Source organism: Variovorax sp. LjRoot175 (assembly GCF_964253805.1).
Taxonomy (GTDB): Bacteria; Pseudomonadota; Gammaproteobacteria; order Burkholderiales; family Burkholderiaceae_C; genus Variovorax.
The window spans coordinates 1,418,482-1,442,919 of sequence record NZ_CAXURY020000001.1; the positions used below are offsets into that span (position 1 = coordinate 1,418,482).

Annotated in this window: 14 protein-coding genes; 7 read left to right on the top strand and 7 right to left on the bottom strand. The window is 69.0% G+C overall.

Annotated elements, in window-relative coordinates:
* The 3 genes from ACSQ89_RS07155 to ppc all read right to left on the bottom strand — a co-directional run bounded on the left by ACSQ89_RS07155 (nucleotide 1) and on the right by ppc (nucleotide 11,374).
* On the bottom strand, nucleotides 1–8,172 hold the full coding sequence (locus ACSQ89_RS07155) for a GH36-type glycosyl hydrolase domain-containing protein (protein ID WP_436292580.1): 8,172 nt from the start codon (nucleotides 8,170–8,172) through the stop codon (nucleotides 1–3).
* Entirely contained in the window at nucleotides 8,169–8,387 is a 219-nt protein-coding gene (locus ACSQ89_RS07160; protein ID WP_093106673.1) for a hypothetical protein, read from the bottom strand. The genes ACSQ89_RS07155 and ACSQ89_RS07160 overlap by 4 nt, the downstream gene beginning before the upstream one ends.
* Nucleotides 8,388–8,539: 152 nt before the next feature.
* The gene (gene ppc / locus ACSQ89_RS07165) at nucleotides 8,540–11,374 is read right to left on the bottom strand and encodes a phosphoenolpyruvate carboxylase (RefSeq protein WP_436292581.1); all 2,835 of its coding nucleotides are present in this window, start codon (nucleotides 11,372–11,374) and stop codon (nucleotides 8,540–8,542) included.
* 83 nt (nucleotides 11,375–11,457) lie between these two features.
* On the opposite strand from ppc, the gene hemC reads away from it, so the two are divergent.
* The 7 genes from hemC (at nucleotide 11,458) to ACSQ89_RS07200 (ending at nucleotide 19,624) form a co-directional block, all read left to right on the top strand.
* Entirely contained in the window at nucleotides 11,458–12,375 is a 918-nt protein-coding gene (hemC, locus tag ACSQ89_RS07170) for a hydroxymethylbilane synthase (protein WP_436292582.1), read from the top strand.
* A 4-nt stretch (nucleotides 12,376–12,379) separates the two neighbouring features.
* On the top strand, nucleotides 12,380–13,153 hold the full coding sequence (locus ACSQ89_RS07175; protein WP_436292583.1) for a uroporphyrinogen-III synthase: 774 nt from the start codon (nucleotides 12,380–12,382) through the stop codon (nucleotides 13,151–13,153).
* Entirely contained in the window at nucleotides 13,150–14,229 is a 1,080-nt protein-coding gene (locus ACSQ89_RS07180; protein ID WP_436292584.1) for a uroporphyrinogen-III C-methyltransferase, read from the top strand. The genes ACSQ89_RS07175 and ACSQ89_RS07180 overlap by 4 nt, the downstream gene beginning before the upstream one ends.
* A gap of 18 nt (nucleotides 14,230–14,247) precedes the next feature.
* On the top strand, nucleotides 14,248–15,531 hold the full coding sequence (locus ACSQ89_RS07185; RefSeq protein ID WP_436292585.1) for a heme biosynthesis protein HemY: 1,284 nt from the start codon (nucleotides 14,248–14,250) through the stop codon (nucleotides 15,529–15,531).
* A 253-nt stretch (nucleotides 15,532–15,784) separates the two neighbouring features.
* Nucleotides 15,785–16,918 carry a polysaccharide biosynthesis/export family protein gene (locus ACSQ89_RS07190; RefSeq protein WP_244503857.1) on the top strand — a complete coding sequence of 378 codons (1,134 nt, stop codon included), beginning with the start codon at nucleotides 15,785–15,787 and terminating at the stop codon, nucleotides 16,916–16,918.
* A 7-nt stretch (nucleotides 16,919–16,925) separates the two neighbouring features.
* Entirely contained in the window at nucleotides 16,926–17,369 is a 444-nt protein-coding gene (locus ACSQ89_RS07195) for a low molecular weight protein-tyrosine-phosphatase (protein WP_436296151.1), read from the top strand.
* Nucleotides 17,370–17,413: 44 nt separating this feature from the next.
* Nucleotides 17,414–19,624: a polysaccharide biosynthesis tyrosine autokinase gene (locus tag ACSQ89_RS07200; protein WP_436296152.1), complete on the top strand. Its 2,211-nt coding sequence runs from the start codon at nucleotides 17,414–17,416 to the stop codon at nucleotides 19,622–19,624.
* 40 nt (nucleotides 19,625–19,664) lie between these two features.
* Here ACSQ89_RS07200 and ACSQ89_RS07205 read toward each other — a convergent pair whose 3' ends face one another.
* Genes ACSQ89_RS07205 through ACSQ89_RS07220 form a run of 4 tightly spaced genes read right to left on the bottom strand, consistent with a single transcriptional unit; the run spans nucleotide 19,665 to nucleotide 24,431 of the window.
* Nucleotides 19,665–20,909 (bottom strand): glycosyltransferase WbuB, encoded by a 1,245-nt coding sequence (locus ACSQ89_RS07205; RefSeq protein WP_436292587.1) that lies wholly within the window; start codon nucleotides 20,907–20,909, stop codon nucleotides 19,665–19,667.
* 3 nt (nucleotides 20,910–20,912) lie between these two features.
* On the bottom strand, nucleotides 20,913–22,076 hold the full coding sequence (locus ACSQ89_RS07210) for a glycosyltransferase (RefSeq protein ID WP_436292588.1): 1,164 nt from the start codon (nucleotides 22,074–22,076) through the stop codon (nucleotides 20,913–20,915).
* Nucleotides 22,073–23,419, bottom strand: a complete 1,347-nt coding sequence (locus tag ACSQ89_RS07215; protein WP_093106646.1) for a hypothetical protein — start codon at nucleotides 23,417–23,419, stop codon at nucleotides 22,073–22,075. Before ACSQ89_RS07215 ends, ACSQ89_RS07210 begins: the two co-directional genes overlap by 4 nt.
* A gap of 37 nt (nucleotides 23,420–23,456) precedes the next feature.
* Nucleotides 23,457–24,431: a hypothetical protein gene (locus tag ACSQ89_RS07220; protein ID WP_436292589.1), complete on the bottom strand. Its 975-nt coding sequence runs from the start codon at nucleotides 24,429–24,431 to the stop codon at nucleotides 23,457–23,459.
* Nucleotides 24,432–24,438 lie beyond the last annotated feature (7 nt).

The window sequence follows — 24,438 nt, forward strand, 5'->3', positions numbered from 1 at the left end:
TCAGCCGACGCGCAGCACGGCCTTGTCGGGCAGCGTGCGCCAGATGGTCCATTCGCCTCGGGCGATGTGGTGCGTGGGCACCGCCGCCGTGGTGGCGTCGCCGTACTGCACGATCAGTTCCCGGCCCTTGAGCCGCAGCGTGATCTCGAAGCCCGGCCAGTGCGCCGGCACGCGCGGCGTGAGCGAGAGCCGGTCGCCGTGCACCGCCAGGCCCAGCAGGGTTTCGACGGCGGCGCGGTGCAGCCATGCGGCCGAGCCGGTGTACCAGCTCCAGCCGCCGCGGCCGACGTAGGGCGCGGCGCCGTAGATGTCGCCGGCCATCACGTAGGGCTCGAGCTCGTAGGCGGGGCCGCGCTCGGGATGGCGCGCGCGGTGCGCCGGGCTCAGGCCCTCGAAGCTGTGCCATGCGGCTTCGGTGTCGCCGGTGAGCGCCTGTGCCATCAGCGCCCACACCGCGGCATGCGAATACTGGCCGCCGTTCTCGCGCACGCCCGGTGGGTAGGCCTGGATGTAGCCCGGGTTGTTGGGCGAATGCGCCAGCGGCGGATGCAGCAGCTGCAGCAGGCCGGCGGGCTCGTCGTGCAGATGGGCCTTCATCGATGCGAGGGCCTGCGTGGCGTGGTTCGTGTCCGAGGCGCCCGAGAGCACCGACCAGGCCTGCGCGATCAGGTCGATGCGGCACTCCTCATTAAGCGCCGAGCCGAGCGGCGCGCCGTTGTCGAAGAAGGCGCGCCGGAACCAGGCGCCGTCCCAGCCGGCGCCGTGCAGGGCGGCGATCCAGCCTTTGCGCGCGGCCTGCCAACGCTCCCCGCGTGCCTTCTCGCCGCGCGCCTCGGCAAAAGGCGCGTAGCGCTCGACCACGCTGCACAGGAACCAGGCGAGCCAGACCGATTCGCCGCGGCCTTCGTGGCCGACGCGGTTCATGCCGTCGTTCCAGTCGCCGGTGCCCATCAGCGGCAGGCCGTGGACGCCGGTCGCGAGGCTGCGGTCGATCGCGCGCGCGCCGTGTTCGTAGACGGTGGCCGTGTGGCTGCTGGTCTGCGGTGCGTAGTAGGCGTCCTCGGCGCCGTCGGGGATTCCGGGGCCGTCGATGAAAGGCACGACTTCGTCGAGCACCGAGCGGTCGGCCGTGACTTCGACGTAATGCGAGGCGGCATAGGGCAGCCACAGCAGGTCGTCGGAGAAATGCGTGCGCACGCCGGCGCCGCCGGGCATGTGCCACCAGTGCTGCACGTCGCCCTCGGGAAACTGGCGCGCCGCGTTGACCAGGATCTGCTCGCGCAGGCGCGCCGGATCGGTCAGCGCGAAAGCCATCGCGTCCTGCAGTTGGTCGCGGAAGCCGAAGGCGCCGCCGGCCTGGTAGAAGCCGGCCTTCGACCAGAGTCGGCACACCAGCGTCTGGTAGATGAGCCAGCGGTTGACCAGCGCATCGAACAGCGGATCGGGCGTGCGCACCTGCAGGCGGCCGAGCAGCTCGTCCCAGAAGCCGCGTGCCGCGGCCAGCGCCTCGGGCACGTCGCGCTGTTGCCAGCGGCGCGCCATCTGCATCGCAGCCTCGGGGTTGTCGGCCTGGCCCAGCATGAAGGTGAAGCTCGCACTCGCGCCGGCGGCGAGCGGGAAGTCGCCGGCCACCGCGGCGCAGGCATCGAGGCCGCTGCCGGCACGCTGGGCCAGCGTGTCGGGCACTTCGACCGCACCGTGCCCGGCGAAGAATTCGCTGCGCTCGCAGGTCCACTGGGTCGCGCCGTTCAAGCCGGCGAGCGCCACGAAGCCGGTGCTGCCGCCGAAGCCGGTGCTCGACTCGCGCTGCTGGCCGAACACCGCGGGCAGGTCCTCGGGCTTCCAGGTGTGGACGGTGCGGCGCTCGCCGCGCGCCGCGCCCTGCTGCCACTCGACCATCGCAAGCGCGCGCAGGCGGCGCGGGCGGGTGCCCTCGTTGCGCACCTTGACGAGCACCAGCTTCATGCGTTCGTCGCGGTCGGCGAAGAAGGTGGTCTCCAGCGCGACGTTGCGGTGCAGGCATTCGAACACCGTGTAGCCCTGGCCGTGGCGCACGCGGTGCCTGGCGGCAGCGCCGCCGCGGCTGGCCGGCGTGAGCGGCAACAGCTCGCGCGAATCGAGGTCCTGCAGCAGGTAGTGCTCGAAGGCCGGGTCCTGCACCGGGTCGTTCGACCAGGGCGTGAGCTGGTGCAGGCGGCTGTTGACAGCCCAGGTGTAGCCGGTGCCCGATTCGGAAATCTGGAAGCCGAAGGAGGGGTTGGCGATCACGTTGATCCAGGGCCGCGCCGTGCGCCGGTTGGGATCGACCTCGAAACGGAACTCGCCGCTTTCGGCATCGAAGCCGCCCCGCGGCGCCGTCACCGCATCGGCGAGCTCGGCCGCAGGCGGCAGCAGCGAGAGCTGGACGCGCGGGCCGAGATCTTCCGCCGCCGGGCCGGCCGAGGTCGCTTCGCGCAGCGCCGCCACCTGCATCTCGAGCGAGCGGCCGTCGGCGGTGAAGACCGCGCGCGCCAGGCTCGACAGCGCCGCTTTTTCCGAGGGCGCCACTTCGTGGTCGCGCAGCAGGTAGAAGCCGGCCGCGTCGTTGCGCGGAAAGCTGTTCTGCGTCTGCTGCGCGACGCGGCTGCGCAGCGCCTCGATCTCCCGCTGCAGCGGCATCAGGTAGGAATTGGGCTCGCCGTTGAGCACCACCAGGTCGCAGGCCACGCCACCGAAGCCCCACCAGGGCTGGGCGCGCAGCAGCGTGTCGACCAGGCCCTTGCCGGCGATCGAGTGGATGTAGACCAGCACGATCGGCTTGTCGCCCGAGATGCCGAAGCGCCAGATCTGGCGCAGGTCGATGAGGCCGCGGTCGCGCATCGGGCGCGGCGTGGTGTAGGTCAGGATGGTCGTGAGGTCCTGCAGCGCCTGGTTCTTCGCCGGGTCGATGCTGAGGTCGCGCAGGCGCACCTGCGCCAGCGTGGCGGCCATGCGCGTCGCGCGCTCGACGTGCATCGGCTGCAGGTAGCGGTCGATGCTGGGCATCAGGGCTTCCACGTCCTCGTCGGCCGCGGTGGCGAAGGTCACGCGTGCCGTACCGCCCGGCGGGATCTCGAGGCGCACGCGCAGGCAGGCGATGGGATCCAGCCCGCTGACCGGCGTACCGTCGGGCGCTGCCGATTGCGGATCGAGGGTCGGCGTCGCGAGCGTGCGGTTGCGCCCGATGAAGGCGCGCCGGTCGGTCATGCAGTCGACCGACAGCACCTGCGCATCGACCGAGGCCACGAAGTGCGCAGCGGCCACCACCGGGTCGCCGTGCAGGCGCGGCTTGCGCGTCAGCAGCAGCGCGCGCCAGCCGGGCTCCCAGCGGCTCTCGACGAAGAGGTTGGCGAAGGACGGGTGCGCCTCGTCGGCCTTGGGGTCGGAGAGCACCGGTTCGAAGTACGAGACGAGCTCCAGCGTGCGCGTCTCGCTGCCGGTGTTGTGCAGCGCGACCGTGCGCAGCTCCGTGTCGTCTTCGGGGCTGATCAGCACCGTGGTGCGCGCCTGCAGGCCGGGCCCGCTGGCATCGAACTGCACTTGGTCGGCCAGGAAGCGCGCGCGGTAGCGCCACTCTTCGCCGGGCGCGGGCAGGGCGGTCAGCGAGGTGAGCGTCGGGCTGCCGATGTCCCGCACATAGAAGAAGGTGCCGTAGCCGTCGCGCAGCGGATCGTCGCGCCAGCGGCTCACGTTGAACGAACGCCAGCGGCTCACGCCCGCGCCGTTGGCGCGCAGCGCCACGGTGTAGTGGCCGTTCGACAGCAGGTGGGTGGGCTGGAAGCCGGGCTCGTGAGGATCGACCACGCGCGGCTGGAAGATCGGCGGCGCCTCGCCGGTGCTCGGCTCGGGCGGCATGCGCGGATCGGCGCTGCCGATGATCTGCCGCGGCGTGCGCTCGTGCAGCAGCGACTCGTGCGCCCGCACCAGCGGCGCGCTGCCGAACCAGCGGCGCGGCGCGCCGTCGCACGCGACGTTGCACAGTGCCACCAGCGCCATGCCGTGGTGGTGGGCCATGACGTTGTGCACCACGGTGAAAGGCTGGCCCGCGGGCTGGCGTGAGGCGGTGAAGTCGATCGCGTCGAAGAAGCCGAACTCGCCGCGCCCACCGAGCGATTCGAGCAGCCGCAGGTTGACCACCGCATCGGCCGGCGCGAGCACGGCGGCCATCATGGTGGCGTAGGGCGCGACCACGCGGTCGGTGGGCGGCGTGCGGCGCAGCGCCAGCCGCGGCACGCCGAAGGGCGAGTACTGGAAGGCGAGCGAATGGTCCTGCGCGAAGTAGGCCGACTCCGAGACGCCCCATGGCAGGTTCTGCATGTTGCCGAAGGCCTGCTGCTCGCCGACCGCCGCGAGGTTGGCCACCTGCAGCAGGCCGCCCACCGGCTCTGCCATCACCAGCGTGGGCATCAGGTACTCGAACATCGAGCCCGACCAGGACTTGAGCCCGGGCCGTACGCCGACCGAGAGAAAAGGCCGCCCGAGCGCCATCCAGTGGCGCCGCGGCACGTCGCCCTTGGCGATGGCGAGGAAGCTCAGCAGCCGCGCTTCGGAGGCGAGCAGGTCGTAGTAGCTCGCATCGAGCTCGTTCTCCTCGACCCTGAGGCCAATGTGGAACAGGTGGCGCTTGGCGTCGTAGAGCCCGCGAAAATCCATGCCCGCGCACAAGGCCTCGCAGCGCAGGGCGAGGGCTTCGAGTTGCGCGCCGGCGCCGCTGCCGTCGGCCGCGAAGCTGCGGCAGGCCTGGGCCACGGCCAGCAGGTGGCCTGCAAGGTTGCCGCTGTCGACGCTGGACACGTAGGACGGCAGCAGCAGCTCGAGCGAGCGCGTGTCGTACCAGTTGTAGAGATGGCCCTGGTGCTTGTCCATGCGGTCGATGGTGTCGAAGGTCGCCTGCAGCCGGGCGACGAGCGCCGTGGTGTCGAGCCAGCCGAACTCGCGTGCGCAGCAGCTGGCCAGCAGGTACATGCCGATGTTGGTCGGCGAGGTGCGGTGCGCGATGGTGGGCTCGGGTTCGAACTGCAGGTTGTCGGGCGGCAGGTGATTGTCCTCGGGCCCGACCACCTGCTCGAAGAAGCGCCAGGTGTCGCGCGCCAGCGTTTCGAGGTAGTTGCGGTGCTCGGTGGCCAGCGTGTCTTCGTTGCCCACCGGTACGCGGCTGCCCCACCAGGCCGCGACCGGGGCCAGCGCCCACAGCCCGAACACCAGCATGCCCAGCCACGGATGCGGGCTCCAGAACGCGGCCGCGGCGAGTGCGATGCAGACCAGGCTCGCGATCGCCCCGTTGCGCAGAAAGGGCGCCAGCTGGTAGCTGGCCTGCGCCTGGGCCTGGGCCGCAGTGGTCCATTCGAGCAGGTGCCGGCGGCTCACCGCCAGGCGCCATGCGGCGCGCACCATGGCATCGAGCAAGAGGCGGCTCTGCGCGGCCAGCTGGACGAACTGCCAGGCCGCGCCGGCCATGGCGCGCAGCAGCTCGGTGGAACCGACGTCGTAGAAGTGGCGCAGCTCGATCGAGCGCCGCGTCGGCACCAGGCCCGCCAGTGCGCCGAGCATGGGGCCGAGCATCAGCGCCGCCGCGACGGCCGCGAGCGCCCAGGGCAGCGGGACCGCATCGGTGAAGACGACCCACGCGAGCAGCGCGGTCGATGCCGGCACCACCAGCGCACGGCGCAGGTTGTCGCTCATCTTCCAGAGGCCCAGCGCATCGATGCCGAAGCGCGGCGCGCGCAGCATCAGAGGCAGCAGTTGCCAGTCGCCGCGCGTCCAGCGGTGCACGCGCGAGGCCGCCACACCGGTGTGATGCGGATGGTCTTCGATCAGCACCAGGTCGCTCACCACGCCGCAGCGCGCCACCGCGCCTTCGAGCAGGTCGTGGCTCAGTACCGCGCCGTCCGGCAGGCGCCGGTCCAGCGTCGCATGGACGGCGCGCACGTTGAGCAGACCCTTGCCGGTGAAGGAGCCGCTGCCGAACACGTCCTGGTAGAGGTCAGAGGCGCTGCTGCTGTACGGGTCGAGCCCGCACTGGCCGGCGAACATCCAGTGGAAGAAGGAACGTTCGTTGCGCTCCGGGAAGGGCGTGACGATGCGCGGCTGGAAGATGCCGAAGCCTCTCACCACGCGGCGGCTGGCCAGGTCTAGCTGCGGCGCATTGAGCGGATGGGCTGCCACCGCGACCAGCTCGCGCAGCGCGCCGGGCGGCAGGCCGGTGTCGCTGTCGAGCGTCAGCACGTAGGGGATGCGCTCGGCCAGCTGCAGGCCGGGCGCCAGCGGCAGGAAACCGCTGTCCTCGCCCGTGGCCAGGAGGCGCAGCAGCATCTCGAGCTTGCCGCGCTTGCGCTCCCAGCCCATCCAGCGCCGCTCGGTCTCGCACCAGCTGCGCGGGCGGTGCAGCAGCAGGAAGCGCGGCACCGTCCCTGGCGGCGCGGGATAGCGGTCGTTGAGCGCGGCGATGCGCCGCAGCGCGTCGTCGAGCAGGGTGGCGTCACCGGGCAGCGAGGGTTCGACGGCATCGGCCCAGTCCGTCAGCAGCGCGAACTGCGCCTGCGCTTCGCGGTTGGCGAGCCAATGCAATTCGAGCCGGTGCGCGAGCTGGACATTGGCCGCTTCCGAACTCAGCAGCGCCGGAATGGCAACCAGCACCCGGTGCACCTCGGGAATGCCGTGCGCGAAATCGAGCCGCGGCAACGGCTGGACGCGGGTCGATTCGGCCATGATGCGGTGCACCAGCGCGATGACCGCTTCGGACAGGGGCCAGGCGAGCAGCACGAGCGCGACCAGCGCCTGCCAGGGCGCATCGGGCCAGCCGCTGCGGTTCAGGCCCTGGACCGCCGCCGCCAGCAGCAGCGCGGTGCCGGCCAGCACGGCCAGCACGTAGAGCGTCGGGCGCCAGGCGCGCAGCGCGCTCAGGCGCGGCGCGATGCGCGCTGCGCCGGTGCCGTCCGCCGGCGCCAGCGCAAAGCTCAGGGCCGGAAGCCCTTGCCCGAACAGGTAATAGCCGGCGGTGCATTCGGCTTGCGACCAGCGGGTCTCGGCATCCCCATCCTCGGGCGGATCACAGGCCGCGTCGAAGGCCAGGCGCACCACGGCCTGCGCGACCTCGCGCTCAGGCCGGCGGCTGGTGCGTGCCACCTGCTCCATCGCATGCGTGATCTGCTGGCGCGTGAGCTCGCTTTCGCGCGTGAAGCTGGGCAGCTCGCGCAGCACGCGCAGCGAACGGCTCACAGGCTCGATCAGGTCGGCCCACTCGACCTGGCCGATCATGCGCAGCGTGGTGATGATGTTGCCGACCGTGAGGTTGGCGGCGGCCTGCATCGTCTGCGCCTCGCTGACCAATGCCGGGCCGTTCGGGCAATGCTGCTCGGTCCACTTCAGGAGCGCGGGCGCATCCTCGCCATGCTCGACCGGCAACTGCAGCCACAGCTGGGTGAGAAAGCGTTCCTGCATGCCGCGGCTTTGCAGCGCGCGGTAGAGCACGTCCAGGTCCTGCGCGGAGAGCCTGTCGGCGGCGTCCCAGGCCGCATGCGCGACCTCGCGCGCCACCTTGCTTTCGGCAATGCCCTCGGCCACACGCCGCAGGTTCTCGAGCAGGACCACGCGCAGCGTGGTCGGCAGCGCCCACAGTTCGCCGAGCGTGAGCTCGTCGATGTCCTGGTAGGCATTGAGGAAGGCGGTGAACAGCTCCTGGTTCAACACGCTGTCGGTATGCGCCACGTAGGCCCAGGCGATGCCGTAGACGCGCGGCAAGCCCGCGAGCGGCGGCGCCGCGAGCTTGGGCAGGCGCGCGTAGTAGCTGCGCGGCACGCCCTCGCGAATCTGCTGCAGCTGCGCCTCGACCAGGTGGAAGTTGTCGAGCAGCCATTCGGCCGCCGGCGTGACGTAGCGTCCGCTCTGCGAGATCAGGGCGATGTAGTCGAAGGCGCTGCGTAGCGATTCGAGGTTGCGATCGACGCGCGGGAAAAAAGGCGTGGCGTCACCGCGGGAGTCCTCGCTGCGCACGACCTGCGCCCGGGCCAGGCTGTGGCCGTGCTGCTCGAAGCGCTGCGCGCCGAACAACTCGGCGCGGATCGGCGGCTCGACCGCTTCGTAGGGCCCGAGAAGAAGATTGCGCGCGTACTGGCTGAGGGAGTCGAGCCGGTCGACGACCACCGCAGCGCTCAAGCGACCGCGTACAGCCCGATGAGGAGAACCACGGCCAGGCAGGCCATCGTCACGATGCGGCCGGCGGCGGCCGAGCGCATGCGCTGCAATCTGCTCTTCACCGTGAACCATCGCCCCTGTGCGCGCGCGCAATGTCGCATGTGCGATGCCAGCGCGTCGAAGTCGCCGCTCACAAAGTCGACCTTGGCATGGGTGAGGGAGTGCGGGGAAGACATGGCGAAGATTCCTGTGAACGAGCCTTGAGCTGCCGCGCGATTGCGAGAACTTTGAACGTAGGGGACAGGGTACTCTTCCTTCAAAGCCCCTAATTTCTGCTTCGCCGGATGTTCACGTAGGAAGCGGCGTACACGGCGTTCTCGCCGGCTTCTCAGCCGGTGTTTCGCAGGCCCGCCGCCACGCCATTGATCGACATGTGGATGCCGCGCTGCAGGCGCTCATCGTCCTGTCCCGCGCGCCAGCGGCGCATCAGCTCGACCTGCAGATGGTGCAGCGGATCGATGTAGGGGAAGCGGTGGCGAATCGAACGCTGCATGTCGACATTGCCTTCGAGCCGCTGTTTCGCGCCGGTGATCAGCGTCAGTGCGTCGGAAGTGCGGTGCCATTCGGCATCGATCATCGAGAACACCTTCTGGCGCAGCTTGCGGTCGGCCACCAGTTCCGAATAACGCGAGGCCAGGGCCAGGTCGCTCTTGGCGAGCACCATGTCCATGTTCGACAGCAGCGTGCTGAAGAAGGGCCACTGCGCGACCATGCGCTGCAGGAGCGCCTGCCGCTCCTTGCGCGCCGCGGCGCTGCCCGCGGCCGCGAGGAACTGCTCGATCGCCGAACCGAAGCCATACCAGCCCGGCAGCGTGAGTCGGCACTGGCCCCAGCTGAAGCTCCAGGGCACGGCGCGCAGGTCTTCGATTTTTCGGCTGGGGTTGCGCGAAGCGGGGCGCGAGCCGATGTTGAGCTCGGAGATCTCGCGGATCGGCGTGGCGCTGAAGAAGTAGTCGCCGAAGCCGGGTGTCTCGTAGACCAGTTCGCGATACGCCGCCATGCTGGCCGCCGAGAGCTCGCCGGCAGCCGCCAGGAAGCTTGCGGGCGCGGCCTTGGCGGAGGGCAGCAGGGTGGCTTCCAGCGTGGCGGCGACCAGGGTTTCGAGGTTGCGCCGGCCGATCTCGCGGTTGGCGTACTTGGAGCCGATCACCTCGCCCTGTTCGGTCAGGCGGATCTGGCCGCGCACCGTGCCGGGCGGCTGCGCGAGGATGGCCTGGTAGCTCGGTCCGCCGCCGCGTCCCACCGTGCCGCCGCGGCCGTGGAACATGCGCAGGCGGATGGAGGTCTTCGATTTCTTGTTGAGCTCGTCGAACAACGCCACAAGCGCGGTGCCCGCGCGATAAAGCTCCCAGTTGCTGGTGAAGATGCCGCCGTCCTTGTTGCTGTCGCTGTAGCCGAGCATCACGTCCTGTTCGGCGCCCGAGCGCTGCACCAGCGCCTGGATGCCGGGCAAGGCGTAGAAGGCGCGCACGATCGGCGCCGCGTTGCGCAGGTCTTCGATGGTTTCGAACAAGGGCACCACGATCAGGTCGCAGGTGGCGTTCTCTTCCAGCGTGCCGCGCAGCAGGCCCACTTCCTTCTGCAGCAGCAGCGCCTCCAGCAGGTCGCTGACGGTCTCGGTGTGGCTGATGATGTAGTGGCGGATGGCGGCCGCGCCGTAGCGCGCGCGGGCCTTGCGGGCGGCGGCGAAGATTGCGATCTCGCTTTGCGCCAGCGGCGAGTACTCGGCATCGGGCACGCGCAGCGGGCGGGCATCGTCGAGCAGGCGCAGCAGCAGCGTCTGCTTGGCCTCCTCGGCCAGCGCGGCGTAGCCGGGCTCGATGCGCGCGGTGGCGAGCAGTTCGGCCACCACGGCCTCGTGCTTGTCGGAGCTCTGCCGGAGGTCGACCGTCGCGAGATGGAAACCGAACACCTCGACCGCGCGGATCAGCGGGCGCAGGCGCTGCGCGACCAGCACGGAGCCGTGCTTGTCGCTGAGCGAGTCTTCGATGGTGCGCAAGTCGGCCAGGAATTCTTCGGCCTGCGTGTAGGGGTTCTGCGGCGCGACCGCATGGCGCGCGGCCTCGCCGCCGGTGAGCTCGCGCAGCGTGGCCGCCAGCCGCGAATAGACGCCGGTCAGCGCGCGGCGGTAGGGCTCGTCGACGCGGTGCTCGCTCTTGTCGGGCGAGCGCTCGGCCAGCGCCTGCATCTCGACCGACACATCGACCAGCGTGGCCGACAGCGACAGCTCGCCGCCGAGGAAGTGCACCTCGGTCAGGTAGTGGCGCAGCGCCAGTTCGGCCTGGCGGCGCAGCGCGTACTCGAGGGTTTCGGCCGTGACGTTGGGATTGCCGTCGCGGTCGCCGCCGATCCACTGGCCCATGCGCAGAAAGGGCGCGATGGCGCCCTGGCCCAGCGCCGCTTCGAGCTCGGCATAGACGCGTGGGATCTCGCGCAGAAAGGTGGCCTCGTAGTAGCTCAGCGCGTTCTCGATCTCGTCGGCCACGGTGAGCTTGGAGAAGCGCAGCAGCCGCGTCTGCCAGAGCTGGGTGACGCGCGTGCGCATCTGGCTTTCGTTCTCGGCGTACTCGCGCGGCGTCAGCGTGTCCTTCTTTCCCGCGAAGGCATTCTGGTGCAGCTTGATCTCGTCGCGTGCCGTGAGCAGCTGCGCGATGGCGCGCTCGGCGTCGAGGATGCTCTTGCGCTGCACCTCGGTCGGATGGGCGGTGAGCACCGGCGACACGTAGCTGTGGGCGAGCGACTCGACCACGGCCTTCGGCGCGATGCCCGCCTTGCGGATGCGTGCCAGCGCGACCTCGAGGCTGCCCTCGGCGTTCTCGCCGGCGCGCTCGGCCTCGGTGCGGCGCCGGATCTGGTGGCGGTCCTCGGCCAGGTTCGCCAAGTGGCTAAAGTAGGTGAAGGCGCGGATCACGCGCACCGTCTCGGCCGCACTCAGGCCCTTGAGCAGGTTCTTGAGCGCGCGGTCGGCCGCATGGTCGGCATCGCGGCGGAAAGACACTGAGAGCGTGCGGATCTTCTCGACCAGCGCATAGCTGTCTTCGCCCTCCTGCTCGCGGATCACGTCGCCGAGGATGCGGCCGAGCAGGCGGATGTCGTCGATCAGCGGCTGTTCGTCGCTGTTGCGGCGCCGGGGTGCGGAAGCGGTGGTGGGGGCTGTTTTCATTCGAAATTTCTCCTCGTCGGACCCGATTGGCGCATGCGTTGTTGCGATGCAACATGCTAGCATTCCACCGATCCCCCACAGCAATGGAAATGACCTTGAGCAACATCGTGATCGCCACGCGCGAGAGCCGGCTGGCCCTTTGGCAAGCCGAGCACGTGCAGTCCTTGCTCCAGGCCCGAGGCCATACGGTCAGCCTGCTCGGCATGACCACCCGCGGCGACCAGATCCTCGACCGCTCGCTCGCCAAGGTCGGCGGCAAGGGCCTGTTCGTGAAGGAGCTCGAGCTTGCGCTCGAGGAAGGGCGCGCCGACATCGCGGTGCACTCCCTCAAGGACGTGCCGATGGATCTGCCCGAGGGCTTCGCGCTGGCCTGCGTGCTGCCGCGCGAAGATCCGCGCGATGCGCTGGTGTCGCCGCGCTATGCGTCGCTCGATGCGCTGCCCCAGGGCGCGGTCGTCGGCACTTCCAGCCTGCGCCGCGTGGTGCTGCTGCACGCGCTGCGGCCCGACCTGCGCATCGAGCCGCTGCGCGGCAATCTCGACACGCGCCTGCGCAAGCTCGACGAAGGTCAATACGACGCCATCGTGCTCGCCGCGGCCGGACTCAAGCGGCTCGGCCTCGAGGGCCGCATCCGCGCCGTCTTCGAGCCCGATGCGATGCTGCCCGCGGCCGGGCAGGGCGCGCTCGGCATCGAGGTGCGCGCCGATCGCGCCGACTTGATCGCGCTGCTGGCGCCGCTGTCGAAGCAGAGCGACTGGCTCGCCACCACGGCCGAGCGCGCCGTCAGCCGCGCCATGGGCGGGAGTTGCTCGATGCCGCTTGCGGCCCATGCACGCTGGCAGCCCGACGGCAGCCTGCGCATCGACGCGGCCTGGGGCGACCCCGACGCGGCGGCGCCTTTGGTGAAGATTCACGCGCTGGCCGAAGCCTCAGACTTCGCGCAGGCCGATGCGCTGGGCGTGGGTGCCGCGAAACTGCTGCGCGACGCCGGCGCTCACTGATGAGATGCCGTCCGCTCCAGTGATCGTCACGCGCCCCGCGCGCGAGGCGGCGCGCTGGGTGGGCGAATTGCGCGCCGCGGGATTGGATGCCGTTTCGCTGCCGTTGATCGTGATCGAGCCGCTCGACGATCCGGCGGAACTGCAGGCGGCACGCCAACGCTTGCCCGACTACGACGCGCTGATGTTCGTGAGCGCCGCGGCTGCCGAGCACTTTTTTCGCGCCGGCGCCGCGCTCCCCTCCGTGCTGCGCCAGCGCTTCTGGGCCACCGGGCCCGGCACCTGCGGCGCCCTGCAGGCGGCCGGCGTGCCTGCTTCGTCGATCGATGCGCCGCCCGCCGATGCCGAACAGTTCGATTCCGAAGCCCTGTGGGCGCGCGTGCAGCCGCAGGTGCGTCCGGGTGCGCGCGTGCTGATCGTGCGCGGCGGCGCTGCTTCGGGACAGCGGGCGGGGCGCGACTGGCTGGCGCGCGAGATCGCCGCTGCCGGCGGTGTCTGCGATACGGTGGTGGCCTATCGGCGGCTGGTTCCGTCCTGGGGTGCTGCCGAGCGGCAAGTGGCCGCCGAGGGTGCGGGCGGCCGTGCCATCTGGCTCTTCAGCAGCTCCGAAGCCATCGCCAACCTGTGCCGCGCGCTACCGGCAACGAGCTGGCGCTCGGCACGCGCGATCGCCACCCATGCCCGCATCGCCGAGGCCGCGCGGGATGCGGGTTTCGGCACGGTGCGTGTCTCTTCCCCCGGCCTGGCGGCGCTGGTCGCGTCGATAGAATCCTTCGCATGAGCGATGCCTCCGTGTTGAACGAAAGCCTGCAGGAACCCGCAGCGCGTGCGCCCCTGCCGGCCACGCTGCAGGTCACGCCCGCGGCGGCATCGGCCGTCCTCTCCAGGGTCGTGGTGGGCTTGCTGGCCGTCGTCGCGGTGGTGGCGCTGGTGATCGCTGTGGCGCTCTGGCAGAAGGTCAGCGGCATGCAGGAGCAGCTCGCGCGCCAGAGCGCCGATGCCTTGGCGCAATCCATGGAGGCCCGCACCCTGGCGCGGCAAGCACAGGAGGTGGTGCGCGACACGGCCGGGCGGCTGGCCCTGACCGAAACCCGTGTCGCCGAAGTCGCACTGCAGCGTTCGCAGCTCGAGGAGCTGATGCAGAGCCTGTCGCGTTCGCGTGACGAGAACCTGGTGGTCGACATCGAGTCGGCCGTGCGCCTGGCGCTGCAGCAGGCGCAGGTCACGGGCAACGTGCAGCCGCTGCTGGCGGCGCTCAAGGCCGGCGACCTGCGCATCGCGCGTGCCGCGCAGCCGCGGCTCGCGCCTCTTCAGCGCGCGATGCAGCGCGATGCCGACCGCCTGCGCACCAGCGCCAGCGCGGACAGCGGCGAAGCGCTGCAGAAGCTCGACGAACTGATGCGCAGCGTCGACGATCTGCCGCCGCTGAATGCGGTCGCCGTGCGCGGTGCGGGCCTCAATTCGTGGCAGGCCGAGCCGGTGCCGGCCGACGCGCCCTGGTGGCAGCGCTTCCTGCTGATCGTGCGCGGCGAGGCGCGCTCGCTGCTGCGCGTGGGGCGCATCGAGCGGCCCGAAGCCGTGCTGCTCTCGCCGGACCAGACCTTCTTCCTGCGCGAGAACCTGAAGCTCCAGCTCCTCAATGCGCGTCTGGCCCTGCTGTCGCGGCAGGTCGACACGGCGCGCAACGAGTTGGCCACCGTGTCGGCTTCGCTCAACCGCTATTTCGATCCGGCCTCGCGCCGCGTCCAGGCCGCCGCCACGCTGGTGCAGCAGCTGCAGGCGCAGGTCAGAACCAGCGAGCCGCCGCGCATCGACGAAACGCTGACCGCGCTCGCGACGGCTGCTGCCGGGCGCTAGGATTAGGGCAGGCCCTAAATGCGCGCGGCACTCTGGTTTCTCGCCCTGTTCGGCATCGCGGCCGCGGTGGCACTGTTCGCCGGCAACAACCAGGGCACGGTCACCGTCTTCTGGCCGCCGTGGCGGGTCGACCTCTCCTTGAATCTCGTGCTGCTGCTCCTGCTGGCGGCCTTCGGCCTGCTTTATGTGGCGCTGCGCGGCCTGTCGGCCCTGTTCTCGCTGCCCAGGCAGGCGCGCCAGTGGCGCCTGCAGCAAAAGGAGCGCGCCCTGTACGCGGCCCTGCTCGACGCGCTGGCGCAATTGCTGGCCGGCCGCTTCTCGCGCGCGCGCAAGGCGGCGCAGGCGGCGCTCACGCAGGAAAGAACACTGGCCGCGCTCGACGCGCGGCTGCCGCAGGCCCAGCAGGTGCGGGTGCTGTCGCACCTGCTCGCGGCCGAGAGCGCGCAGGCGCTGCAGGATCGCGCGGCGCGCGATGCGCATCTGCAGCAGGCGCTCAACGAGAGCGCCGATCGCGCAGTTCTCGCGAGTCTCGAAACGCGCGAAGGCGTGCAGCTGCGCGCCGCCCGCTGGGCGCTCGACGACCGCGATGCGCCTGCGGCGCTGGCGCGGCTCGCGGAACTGCCGCAGGGCGCGCAGCGGCGCACGCTGGCCTTGCGGCTGCGGCTGAAGGCGGCGCGCCAGGACCGGCGCTCCCTCGAGGCGCTCGAAACCGCGCGGCTGCTGGCCAAGCATCGCGCCTTCTCGGATTCGGCCGCGCAGAGCATCGTGCGTGGGCTGGCGACCGAATTGCTCTCGGGCGCGCACGACCCGGCCCAGCTGCTGCGCGCCTGGGGTGAGTTCGAGGCCTGGGAGCGCGAGATGCCGGAGGTCGCGATCCACGCGGCCCAGCGCATGGTGGCGCTGCGTGGCGATCTCACGCTGGCGCGCGCATGGCTGCTGCCGGTCTGGGAGCGCATGGTGGCGCAGCCCCAGAGCCTCGGCGAGTCCTTGCGCGTGAAGCTGGTGCGGGCGCTCGAAGCGGGTCTGGACTCGGTCGATGCCGAATGGCTGGCGCGCATCGAGTCGGCGCAGCGGAACAACCCGCGCGACGCCAACCTGCAGTACCTGGCCGGCATGGCCTGCATGAAGCGTCAGCTCTGGGGCAAGGCGCAACAATTGCTCACGCAAGCTGGCTTGGCGTTACAGGACCCGAACCTGCATCGGCGAAGCTGGCAGGCTCTGGCCCAGCTGGCCGAGGCTCGGGACGACGCCGATCAGGCTTCCGCCGCCTGGAAGCGTGCGGCGCAGACCGAGAACCCCTGAAATTAGGCCTATTCCGAGGCTCGGTTAGCTATCTTATTGATAGCTAACTATCAAATATCCACGGCCAATACGGAAGCTTTCGCTGTCTCGGCGTTTCTGCCTACACGCGCATTTTTTCTCTGCCTAATGATCTACGCCGAGAAAGAATTTGACCTCAGCGCTGACTGATGTACAGTCGTAACTGATTGCAAAAGTATTCATTCTGGTCACGAACGCGGAGTTGGGTTTGAAACGTTTTCTATTACACACCGCTTTGTTTGCCTCGGCCGGCCTGCTGCTGCAGGCGTGCGCGCCATTGGCACCGGGGTTCCGTTCCGCCAGCAACGACGCCGCCCAGGCCGTCTCGCCGTCGGGCTTTTCGACCTCCGAGATCGATCCGCCGCCGCCCGGTGCGATCACCTCGATCACGCCCCAGCTGATCCGGGCGCAGCGCGCTGCGGTCGGGAATTCGGTTCCGCCCGAGGTCAAGGCGCTGGTCGGCACCCCCGAGGTCTACAAGATCGGGCCGGGCGACGTGGTCGGCATCGTGGTCTACGACCACCCGGAGATCGTGTTCAGCGCGATCCCCGCCACCACGGTGGCCGATCCGGCCAGCGTGTCGCCGGCGCCCGGCTTCATCGTGTCGAACACCGGGCAGCTGAGCTTCCCCTACGTCGGTGCGCTGAAGGTCGACGGCATGACCGTCCAGGAACTGGAGAACACGCTCGTGCAGCGGCTGTCGCGGGTCTTCAAGAATCCCCAGCTCAGCGTTCGCGTCCAAGCCTTTCGCAGCAAGCGCGCCTACATCGAAGGTGAGGTCAGGCTTCCCGGCCTGATGGTGTTCACCGACATCCCGATGACGCTCGCCGAGGCGCTCAACCGTGCCGGCGGCCTGGCCCCGACGGGCGACCGTTCCGCCATCAACCTCACGCGCGACGGCAGGACCATTCCCCTCGACCTGATGGCGTTGGCAGAGGCAGGGATCGACCCGAGCCGCATCCCGCTGAAGTCGGGCGACATGGTGATGGTGCGCGGCCGCGACGAGCGCAAGGTCACGGTGATGGGTGAGGTGGGCATCCAGACCGGCGTGATGATGCGCAACGGCAGGCTCAGCCTGAACGATGCGCTGACCGAGGTCGGCGGCGTCAATCTGGGGACTGCGAATCCGCGCCAGATCTACGTGATCCGCAACGAGACCGAAGGCCAGGCGATCTTCCACCTCGATGCGCGCACGCCGACGGCGATTGCGCTTGCAGACGGCTTTGCGCTGCGTCCCAAGGACGTGGTCTATGTCGATCCGGTCCCGCTCGTGCAGTGGAACCGCGTCCTGAGCCTGATCCTTCCGACGGCCACGACCGCGACTTCTTATCGCGATCTGGGCTCGCGCGGCGGCACGACTGGGCGATAGGCAGACCGTGACCATCCGGAACGTCCTCGTCGTGTGCATCGGAAACATCTGCCGCAGCCCGATGGCCGAAGGCCTGGTGGCCGCGGCCTTGCCCGGCGTGCAGATCAGTTCGGCGGGCCTCCAGGCCATGGCCGGCCAGCGCGCGGATCCGATCGCCTGCGAACTGATGGACGCGCGCGGCATCAGCCTCGAAAAACATCGGGCGCGGCAGCTCAGTCTCGACATGTGCCAGCGCGCCGATCTGATCCTCGTGATGGATCGCGAGCAGCGCCGCACGGTCCAGGAACGCTACCTCTTCGCCGCCGGCAAGGTGTTTCGCCTCTGCGAGTTCGGCGACCAGGACGTGCCCGATCCGTACCGCGCGGGTCGCAGCGCTTTCGAACGGTCGCTTGCGCTCATTGAAGGCGGTGCGCAGCAGTGGGTCAAACGCATTTCAAGAGTATCCAGTTGATGAATTCCACTCTCACTCCCAAAACAAGCCCCACCTCGCAGATCATGAGCAGCGCGGACGAGGACGACCTGGACATCGGGCGTTACATCGACGTGCTGCTCTCGAACAAGTGGCTGATCGCGGCGATCACCCTCGTCGTGTTCCTGATCGGTGCCACCTACGCGTTCCTGGAGCGGCCGATCTACGAGTCCAACATGGTGGTTCAGGTCGAGGACACGGGCACCGGCGGCAAGGGCATTCTCAGCGAGGCCGGCGGCCTGATCGACGTGAAGACGCCGGCCAATGCCGAGATCGAGATCATCCGCTCGCGCATGATCGCCGGCCAGGCGGTGGAAGCGACCAAGCTCTACATTGCGGCGAGCCCGCGCTATGTGCCCTACGTCGGCGGCTGGCTGGCGCGGCGAGCCACGGGCCTTTCCGAGCCCGGTTTCCTGGGTCTCCATGGCTATGTGTCGGGAACGGAACGCATCCTGGTGTCGAAGTTCGACGTGCCGACCCACATGGAAGGCGGGCTGTTCACGGTGACGGCGAAAGCCGACAAGCAGTACACGCTCGACTATCCCGGCATGCAGCAGCTCACCGGCACCGTCGGCACGCCGCTGAAGGCCGACACCGGCAGCGGGCCGATCGAGTTGACGGTGACCGAACTCGCCGGCAAGCCGGGCGCGTTGTTCAATCTTTACCGCTACGCGATGCTGCCGACCACCATTGCGTTGCAGTCCAGCCTGATACTGACCGAGCGGGGCAAAACCTCCGGCATCATCAACGTGGCCCTGCAGGACACGGACCCCTTCAAGCTGACGCGCGTGCTAAATGCCGTGGGCGACCAGTACGTCAAGCAGAACATCGAGCGCAAGGCCGCCGAGGCGCAGAAGACGCTGGCCTTCCTCGATGTCCAGCTGCCGCAGTTCAAGAAGCAGCTGGAGGCGTCGGAAGAGGTCTACAACCGCTATCGCAACCAGAAGGGCACGGTGGCCTTCAGCGAGGAAGCGGCGCTGGTCCTGGGCCAGGCGGTCGATCGCCAGACCAAGTTGCTGGATGCCCAGCAGCGCCGGCGCGAGCTCGAGGCCCGCTTCACCTCCGCGCATCCGGCCGTGCAGACGCTCGACAGCCAGATCGCGGCGTTGAAGACCGACATGGGCGAGATCCAGGCTCGCATCAAGGGCCTGCCTGCCATCCAGCAGGAGGCGGTGCGCATGGAGCGCGACGTCAAGGTCAACACCGAGCTGTACCAGCAGCTGCTCAACAACGCGCTGCAGCTGCGCCTGGTGAAGGAAGGCAAGATCGGCAACGTCCGCGTGCTCGACGAGGCGGTGGTGCCACAGGTTCCGGTCAAGCCGAACCGCAAGGTCATCGTCGCGGCCGCGCTGGCCCTGGGCTTGTTCCTCGGCATCGTCGCCGCGTTCGTGCGCAGCTCCTTCATCGAGCAGCGCCTGCGAGACCCGCACGAGGTGGAAGCCGATACCGGCCTGCCGGTCTTCTCGACCATTCCGCTCAGTCCTGTGCAAAGTGCGATCGCGAAGCGACGCTTGAGCGGCGCCACCGGCGTCCGCTTGCTGGCGATCGAGAGTCCGGACGATCCGGCCGTGGAAAGCCTGCGCAGCCTGCGCACGGCCATGCAGTTCGCGATGCTGGAGTCGCCGAACAACCGCGTGCTGATCACCGGGCCCACCCCAGGCGTCGGCAAGAGCTTCGTGACGGCGAACTTCGCCGCCCTCATGGCCGCTGCCGGCAAGCGCACGCTCTTGATCGACGCCGACCTGCGGCGCGGCCACACGCACCAGTACTTCGGCTTGCAGCGCCACGGCGGGCTCTCGGAGCTGATCGCAGGCAGCTTGACGGTGCAGCAGACCGTGCACCGCCAGGTGGTTCCCAACCTGGACTTCCTGGCCACGGGCCAACTGCCTCCTAACCCGTCGGAACTGCTGGTGTCGGACTCGTTCAAGACGGCGCTCGAGCGCCTGTCCGAGCAGTACGACCTGGTCGTCATCGACACGCCGCCGGTGCTGGTCGCCGCCGACACCTCCACGGTCGCGACGCATGCAGGCACGGTGTTGCTGGTGGCGCGCGCCGACCAGTCCACCATGGGCGAACTCAAGGAAAGCACGCGCCGTCTGGCGATGGGCGGCAAGGCTGCCACCGGCGTGCTGCTCAATGCGATGGATGTGGGCCGTCGCGCCTATGCCCCGTACAAGTACGGCCGCTACCGCTACACCAACTACAACTACGAGAGCATCCTGCCCGAAGAGCAGTGACGGAAGGCGCCGGGCGGCTGCCCGGCGCAGCAGGGTGGCGTCAGGTGGCCGGACGGTGCGCCATGCGCGCCACGCACGCCTGCAGATCGCGTTCGAACTGTGCCAGCACGGCATCGCGATCGAATCGCGCTTCGGCATAGGCGCGGGCACGCAGCCCCAGTTCGCTCCGAAGCCCGGGCTGCGAAGCCAGCGAGACCACTGCTGCAGCAAAAGCTTTTGCATCATCGGGCGGCACGGCGACGCCGCATTCGGATGCGACCTTGCCGAGCTCGGTCTCGGCACGTGCGCCGGCCACCACGGGCCTGCCGCTGCTCAGCATGCCGGTGAGCTTGGAGGGCATCACCAGGTCCGCCGCATCCGCGCGCTGGGGCAGCAGATGGATGTCCGCCAGGCCCAGCAGGTCGCCGAGCCGATCGACCGGCTGCAGATCGAGAAAGCGGACGTTGGCGAGCTGCTCGCAGCGCTTCATCAGTTCGGCGCGGCCGGCGCCGTTGCCGCAGAACACAAAGTGGAGGTTGGGCTGGTCCTTCAGCATGAGGGCCATCTCGGCCAGCAGTTCCAGCCCCTGCTTGGCACCCATGTTCCCCGAATAGAGGGCGACCACGGCATCGGACGGGATGCCCAGTTCGGTGCGGTAGGGGCTGTCCGCTTGCAACGGCTGGATGGCCGAGACGTCGGCCCAGTTGGGCAGGGAAATCAGTCGCGCGTCCTCGATGCCCTTGCTGCTCGCGCGCTCGATCATGCGCTGTGAAATGGTGGAGATGCGGTCGAAGCGGCGCATCAGGCCGCGCTCGACCGCGGCAACGAAGGCGCGCAGGCGCGCGCCCTTGAGCAGGCCGAGCTCGAAGGCGGCGTCGACTTCGTAATCCTGGATGTGCAGCCAGGTCTTGGCCGAGCGCAGCCGCGCGAAGACCAGCGCCGCCGGCGTGCAGAAGAGCGGTGGCTCCGTCACCCACACGAGGTCGGGCTTCCAGCGCCATTGCGCGAACAGGGCCGGCACGCTGGCCAGCGCGAAGCTCGCCAGGTGCAGAAGACGCTTCGCGCCGCTGACCTTGCGCGGCACCCACAGCGGCGTGCGCAGCACCGTGGCGCCGCGCCAGGTCTCTTGCGTGTAGCGCGAGGCGCGGTAGCCCGGCCAAACCGCCCAGTCGGGGTAGTAGGGCGGCGCGGTCACCACGCGCACCTCGTGTCCTCGCGCGGCCAGCCACGCGACCATTTCTCCGGTGTATTTGCCGATGCCGGTCAGTTCCGGCGCGAAATTGATTCCGTAGACGAGCAGCTTCATGGATCAGGCGGGTTGCGGCGAGTGTTCGCGAATGGTGCGCACCAGCATTTGCGCCACCTGCTCCATCTGGAACCGGCTGTCGAAGCAGCGCAGCGCGGCGACGCGCATCGCCGCGAGTTCGGCGGGTGTCGAGTCCAGCCAGCGTCGCAGCAACGCGATCGTGCCATCCAGCGTGTCGGACTCGACGAAGCCCGCGTGGTCGGCCGCGATCTCGCGCCAGATGTTGACCTTGTCGCTGATCAGCACCGGCCGGCTGCAGGCCAGCGCCTCCGCCACCGCGATGCCGAAGTTCTCTTGGTGCGAGGGCAGGCAGAACACTTCGCACGCATGGAACGCGCCCCATTTCAAGTCGCCCGACAGCATGCCGGTCCAGCTGACGCGCGAGGCGATGCCGAGGCTGGCCGCCCGGCTTTGCAATTGACGGGTCAAGCCTTCGTCGCCGGGGCCCGCCATCACCAGATGGACATCCGGTGCATCGGCCGCCGTGCGCGCAAAGGCGTCGATCAGCAGGTCGCAGCCTTTCTTCTCGTGGATGCGGCCCAGGAACAGCAGCAGGCGCTTCTGCCTCAGCTCGGGAAAGGACGAAAGAAATGCCTCGGACAAGGCCTTGGCGTCCTGCGGCGGCACGGTGGTGCCATAGGAGCCGACCACCTCTCGGCAGCGATAGAGCCAGAACGACTGCCGTGCGAGCAGGCGTTCTTCCTCGCAGGTGAAGAGCACGGCGGACGCATCGCGCAGCACGCGGTATTCGCCCCAGGGCCAGTAGAGCCACTTCTTGAGGTGCTTGAGCGGGTAGCGGTGCTTGAACCACGGATCGAGCATGCCGTGGCTGTAGACGAAATAGGGCGTGGACGAGCCGTGCAGGGCGCGCCAGGCGGCGAAGCCGACGTACTGCCAGAGCCCGTTGACGATGACGGCGTCATAGTCGCCGGCGTGCGCCTTGAGCCACGGCACCAGGCGCTCGTTGTAGCCATAGCTCGAGATCGAGGGGCCGGTCGCGATCACCTTGCCCGGATAGTCGGCAAGGAAGCCGGCGTCGGGGCTGTCCAGGCTCACGAGGTCGCCTTCGTGCCCCATGCCCGCCAGCGCATCATGGATCCGCCGGACTCCCTCGATGGGGCCTCCGCCCCGGGGATCGACGGATGGAATGAGATGAAGCAGTCTCACGATCGCGAGGCGCGGCTTGGGAAGATTTCGAGCCTCGGATAGCGGAGAACCAAGAGGGCGTAGGCCAGCATGATGCCGAGCAGGGCATTGGCCGTCAGTTGGCCGAGCGCAGGCCAGCTGACCACGGCGAGCGCGGTGGTGAGCCATACCAGCACCGCATAGGGGGAATTCGTCTTGATCGAGGCCCGCAGGCTCGACAGCAGGCCGACGGCCAGCGCCAGGTACTTGAGTGCGATGTAGGCGACTCCCAGCAGGCCGCCCTCCATCAGGATGCGGCCGCCTTCGGCTTCCGCGAGCGCGAAGACATCCGCCGCGCCTGTGCGAACGTAGGTCGCGAGGTTGGATCCGAAGCCCACGCCGTAGCCCAGCCAGCTCATGAGGTCGTAGACCCAGGGTTCGCCGAACAGAACGGTAAGAACCCGTTCGCCGAAGTCTTCTGCCTGCGCCGCCTGCTCGAAGCGTGTCTGCGTGACGCCGATGGCATCGCGGAAAACGTAGGCGAAGAGCGCCGTCATCGCGAGCACGACGACGACCGCGACCGCTGCGCCCACCTTGTTGCGCGCTTTCGAGAACAGCAGCCTGCCGAGCAGGTAGGCCATGAGCATCATGCCCGAGGTGATCGCCGCCGTTCTGGAACCGCTCACCAGCGCGCCGGTGACGAAGGCCACGAAGACGGCCATCGCAAACAGGAACTGCCTGGTGTTTCGCTTCCTGGCGCCCAGAATGCCGAACACCAGCGGCGCCACCATCGTCAAGTAGGTGGCATAGCCGGAGGTGAAGCTGAAGGTCCCGGTGGTGCGGACCACGCCCACCACCGCGACGAAGACGCTTTCCTCGTCGCCGTCCAACTGGGTGTTGATACGCGCGCCGGGAGGCGAGTAGTGCTGCAGCACGGCCAGCGGTGCCAGCAGCAGCATCACGAGGGCTGCCGCAAGGATCGCAGCCCGGTAGTCCGTTTCGTTCATGGCGGCGGCCGCCGCGACGGCGAACCACGTGTACAGGAGCCAGAAACGCAGGCCGATCACAAACACGACCGGCGAGCTTTCGCCGCCGACGAGCTGCAGCAGTCCCCAGCCGAGCACCAGGCAGGACCATGCGAGCATGACGGCCGTGATCTTCTTGTGGCGCCTCAGGTAGCCGTGCCTCAAGGCGTAGACGACCAGCGCGAGGGCCAGCAGGTCGCGCAGAAGGATCAAGGGAAGCGTGGACGCGGAGGACACCCACTTGCGCACCGCGCCTTCGAAAATGACGATCAGGAATACGGCAAGAAAAAGCTGGCCGGCGCGGCTGAGCGACGCGGCCTGGTTCGTCGCGCGAGGGACGCTTGCGGCGATCGCGCTCATGGTCGCGTCCTTCCGGATTGCATGCCGTTGCTGTTGCTCACCTTTGCACCTCGGTGGTCATTGTCCGAAGCGCAGCGACATGCGCATCGATGCGATGCGGTTCATACCACTTGTGCGCTTCGTGTCCGATGACGCGCGGATCGACGGCCGACCGGTCGACCGCGTCGAAGCCACGAGCATAGTGCACATTGGGCGTCAGGCCGTCGTGCACGCCATACTCGTCCGACAGCAGAATGGGACAGACGGCGTGTGAACTGTAGGCTGCGAAGATGCTGCTCTTGGACACGTAGTCCGGCGGGTAGGCGAGGGCGCCGTAGTCCGCGCTGGACAGCGCCAGGCTCACCTGTTCGGCCGACAGCTTGCCGTGCGCGATCACGCCCTCCTGCACCAGGCGCTGGGAGAGCGGGCCTCCCGGCATCGCCGGACCGATGTCATGGATCTCGAGGCCGTTGCGCTTGGCGCAGCGGAAGAGTTCGCCGTCCGACCATTCGTAGGACTGGGCGCGGATGCCGGCGCTGCCGAAAACCACCAGCTTGCGCTGCCGTTCGGTCTCGATCGAGGCGGGCTCGCCCACATTCGAGAACACCGGCAGCACCCGGTGCGGCGTGGCCTGGGAACGCTCCAGCAGCCAGCGCGCGGATTCCTCCCGGTTCGTCAGCCAGAAATCGGACAGGAGCAGCAGGTCGCGCGCGATCCGCTGCTGGCAGCCGCTGAGCCAGAACGCCGAGCCCCACGGCGGGCCGGTCGCGAAGAGTTCATGGAAGACGATGCCGAAGGCCTTGAACTGGGTGCGCAAGCCGTCGATCTTCTTGACCAGCCACAGCGGAATGCCGCGCTTCTGGAAACCGTAGCCGCTGAAATGCAGGAGCAGGAACTCTCCCTTCAGCGACGCGGTGTCGGTGTTGCGTGTCAGCTCCATCAGCGGCGCGTGGAGCGGATTGCCCAGCACCGTCGCATAGTCCCGCACGCCGCCCGTGCCGGGCGGAATCAGAGAGATGGAGGTGGCATTCATGCTGGGC

What these genes read in the sequence shown, in the direction of transcription:
- ACSQ89_RS07160 (WP_093106673.1), bottom strand. Translation starts at nt 8,387, where the DNA reads ATGTCTTCCCCGCACTCCCTCACCCATGCCAAGGTCGACTTTGTGAGC.
- ppc (WP_436292581.1), bottom strand. Translation starts at nt 11,374, where the DNA reads ATGAAAACAGCCCCCACCACCGCTTCCGCACCCCGGCGCCGCAACAGC.
- hemC (WP_436292582.1), top strand. Translation starts at nt 11,458, where the DNA reads ATGGAAATGACCTTGAGCAACATCGTGATCGCCACGCGCGAGAGCCGG.
- ACSQ89_RS07175 (WP_436292583.1), top strand. Translation starts at nt 12,380, where the DNA reads ATGCCGTCCGCTCCAGTGATCGTCACGCGCCCCGCGCGCGAGGCGGCG.
- ACSQ89_RS07180 (WP_436292584.1), top strand. Translation starts at nt 13,150, where the DNA reads ATGAGCGATGCCTCCGTGTTGAACGAAAGCCTGCAGGAACCCGCAGCG.
- ACSQ89_RS07185 (WP_436292585.1), top strand. Translation starts at nt 14,248, where the DNA reads ATGCGCGCGGCACTCTGGTTTCTCGCCCTGTTCGGCATCGCGGCCGCG.
- ACSQ89_RS07200 (WP_436296152.1), top strand. Translation starts at nt 17,414, where the DNA reads ATGAGCAGCGCGGACGAGGACGACCTGGACATCGGGCGTTACATCGAC.
- ACSQ89_RS07205 (WP_436292587.1), bottom strand. Translation starts at nt 20,909, where the DNA reads ATGAAGCTGCTCGTCTACGGAATCAATTTCGCGCCGGAACTGACCGGC.
- ACSQ89_RS07215 (WP_093106646.1), bottom strand. Translation starts at nt 23,419, where the DNA reads ATGAGCGCGATCGCCGCAAGCGTCCCTCGCGCGACGAACCAGGCCGCG.
- ACSQ89_RS07220 (WP_436292589.1), bottom strand. Translation starts at nt 24,431, where the DNA reads ATGAATGCCACCTCCATCTCTCTGATTCCGCCCGGCACGGGCGGCGTG.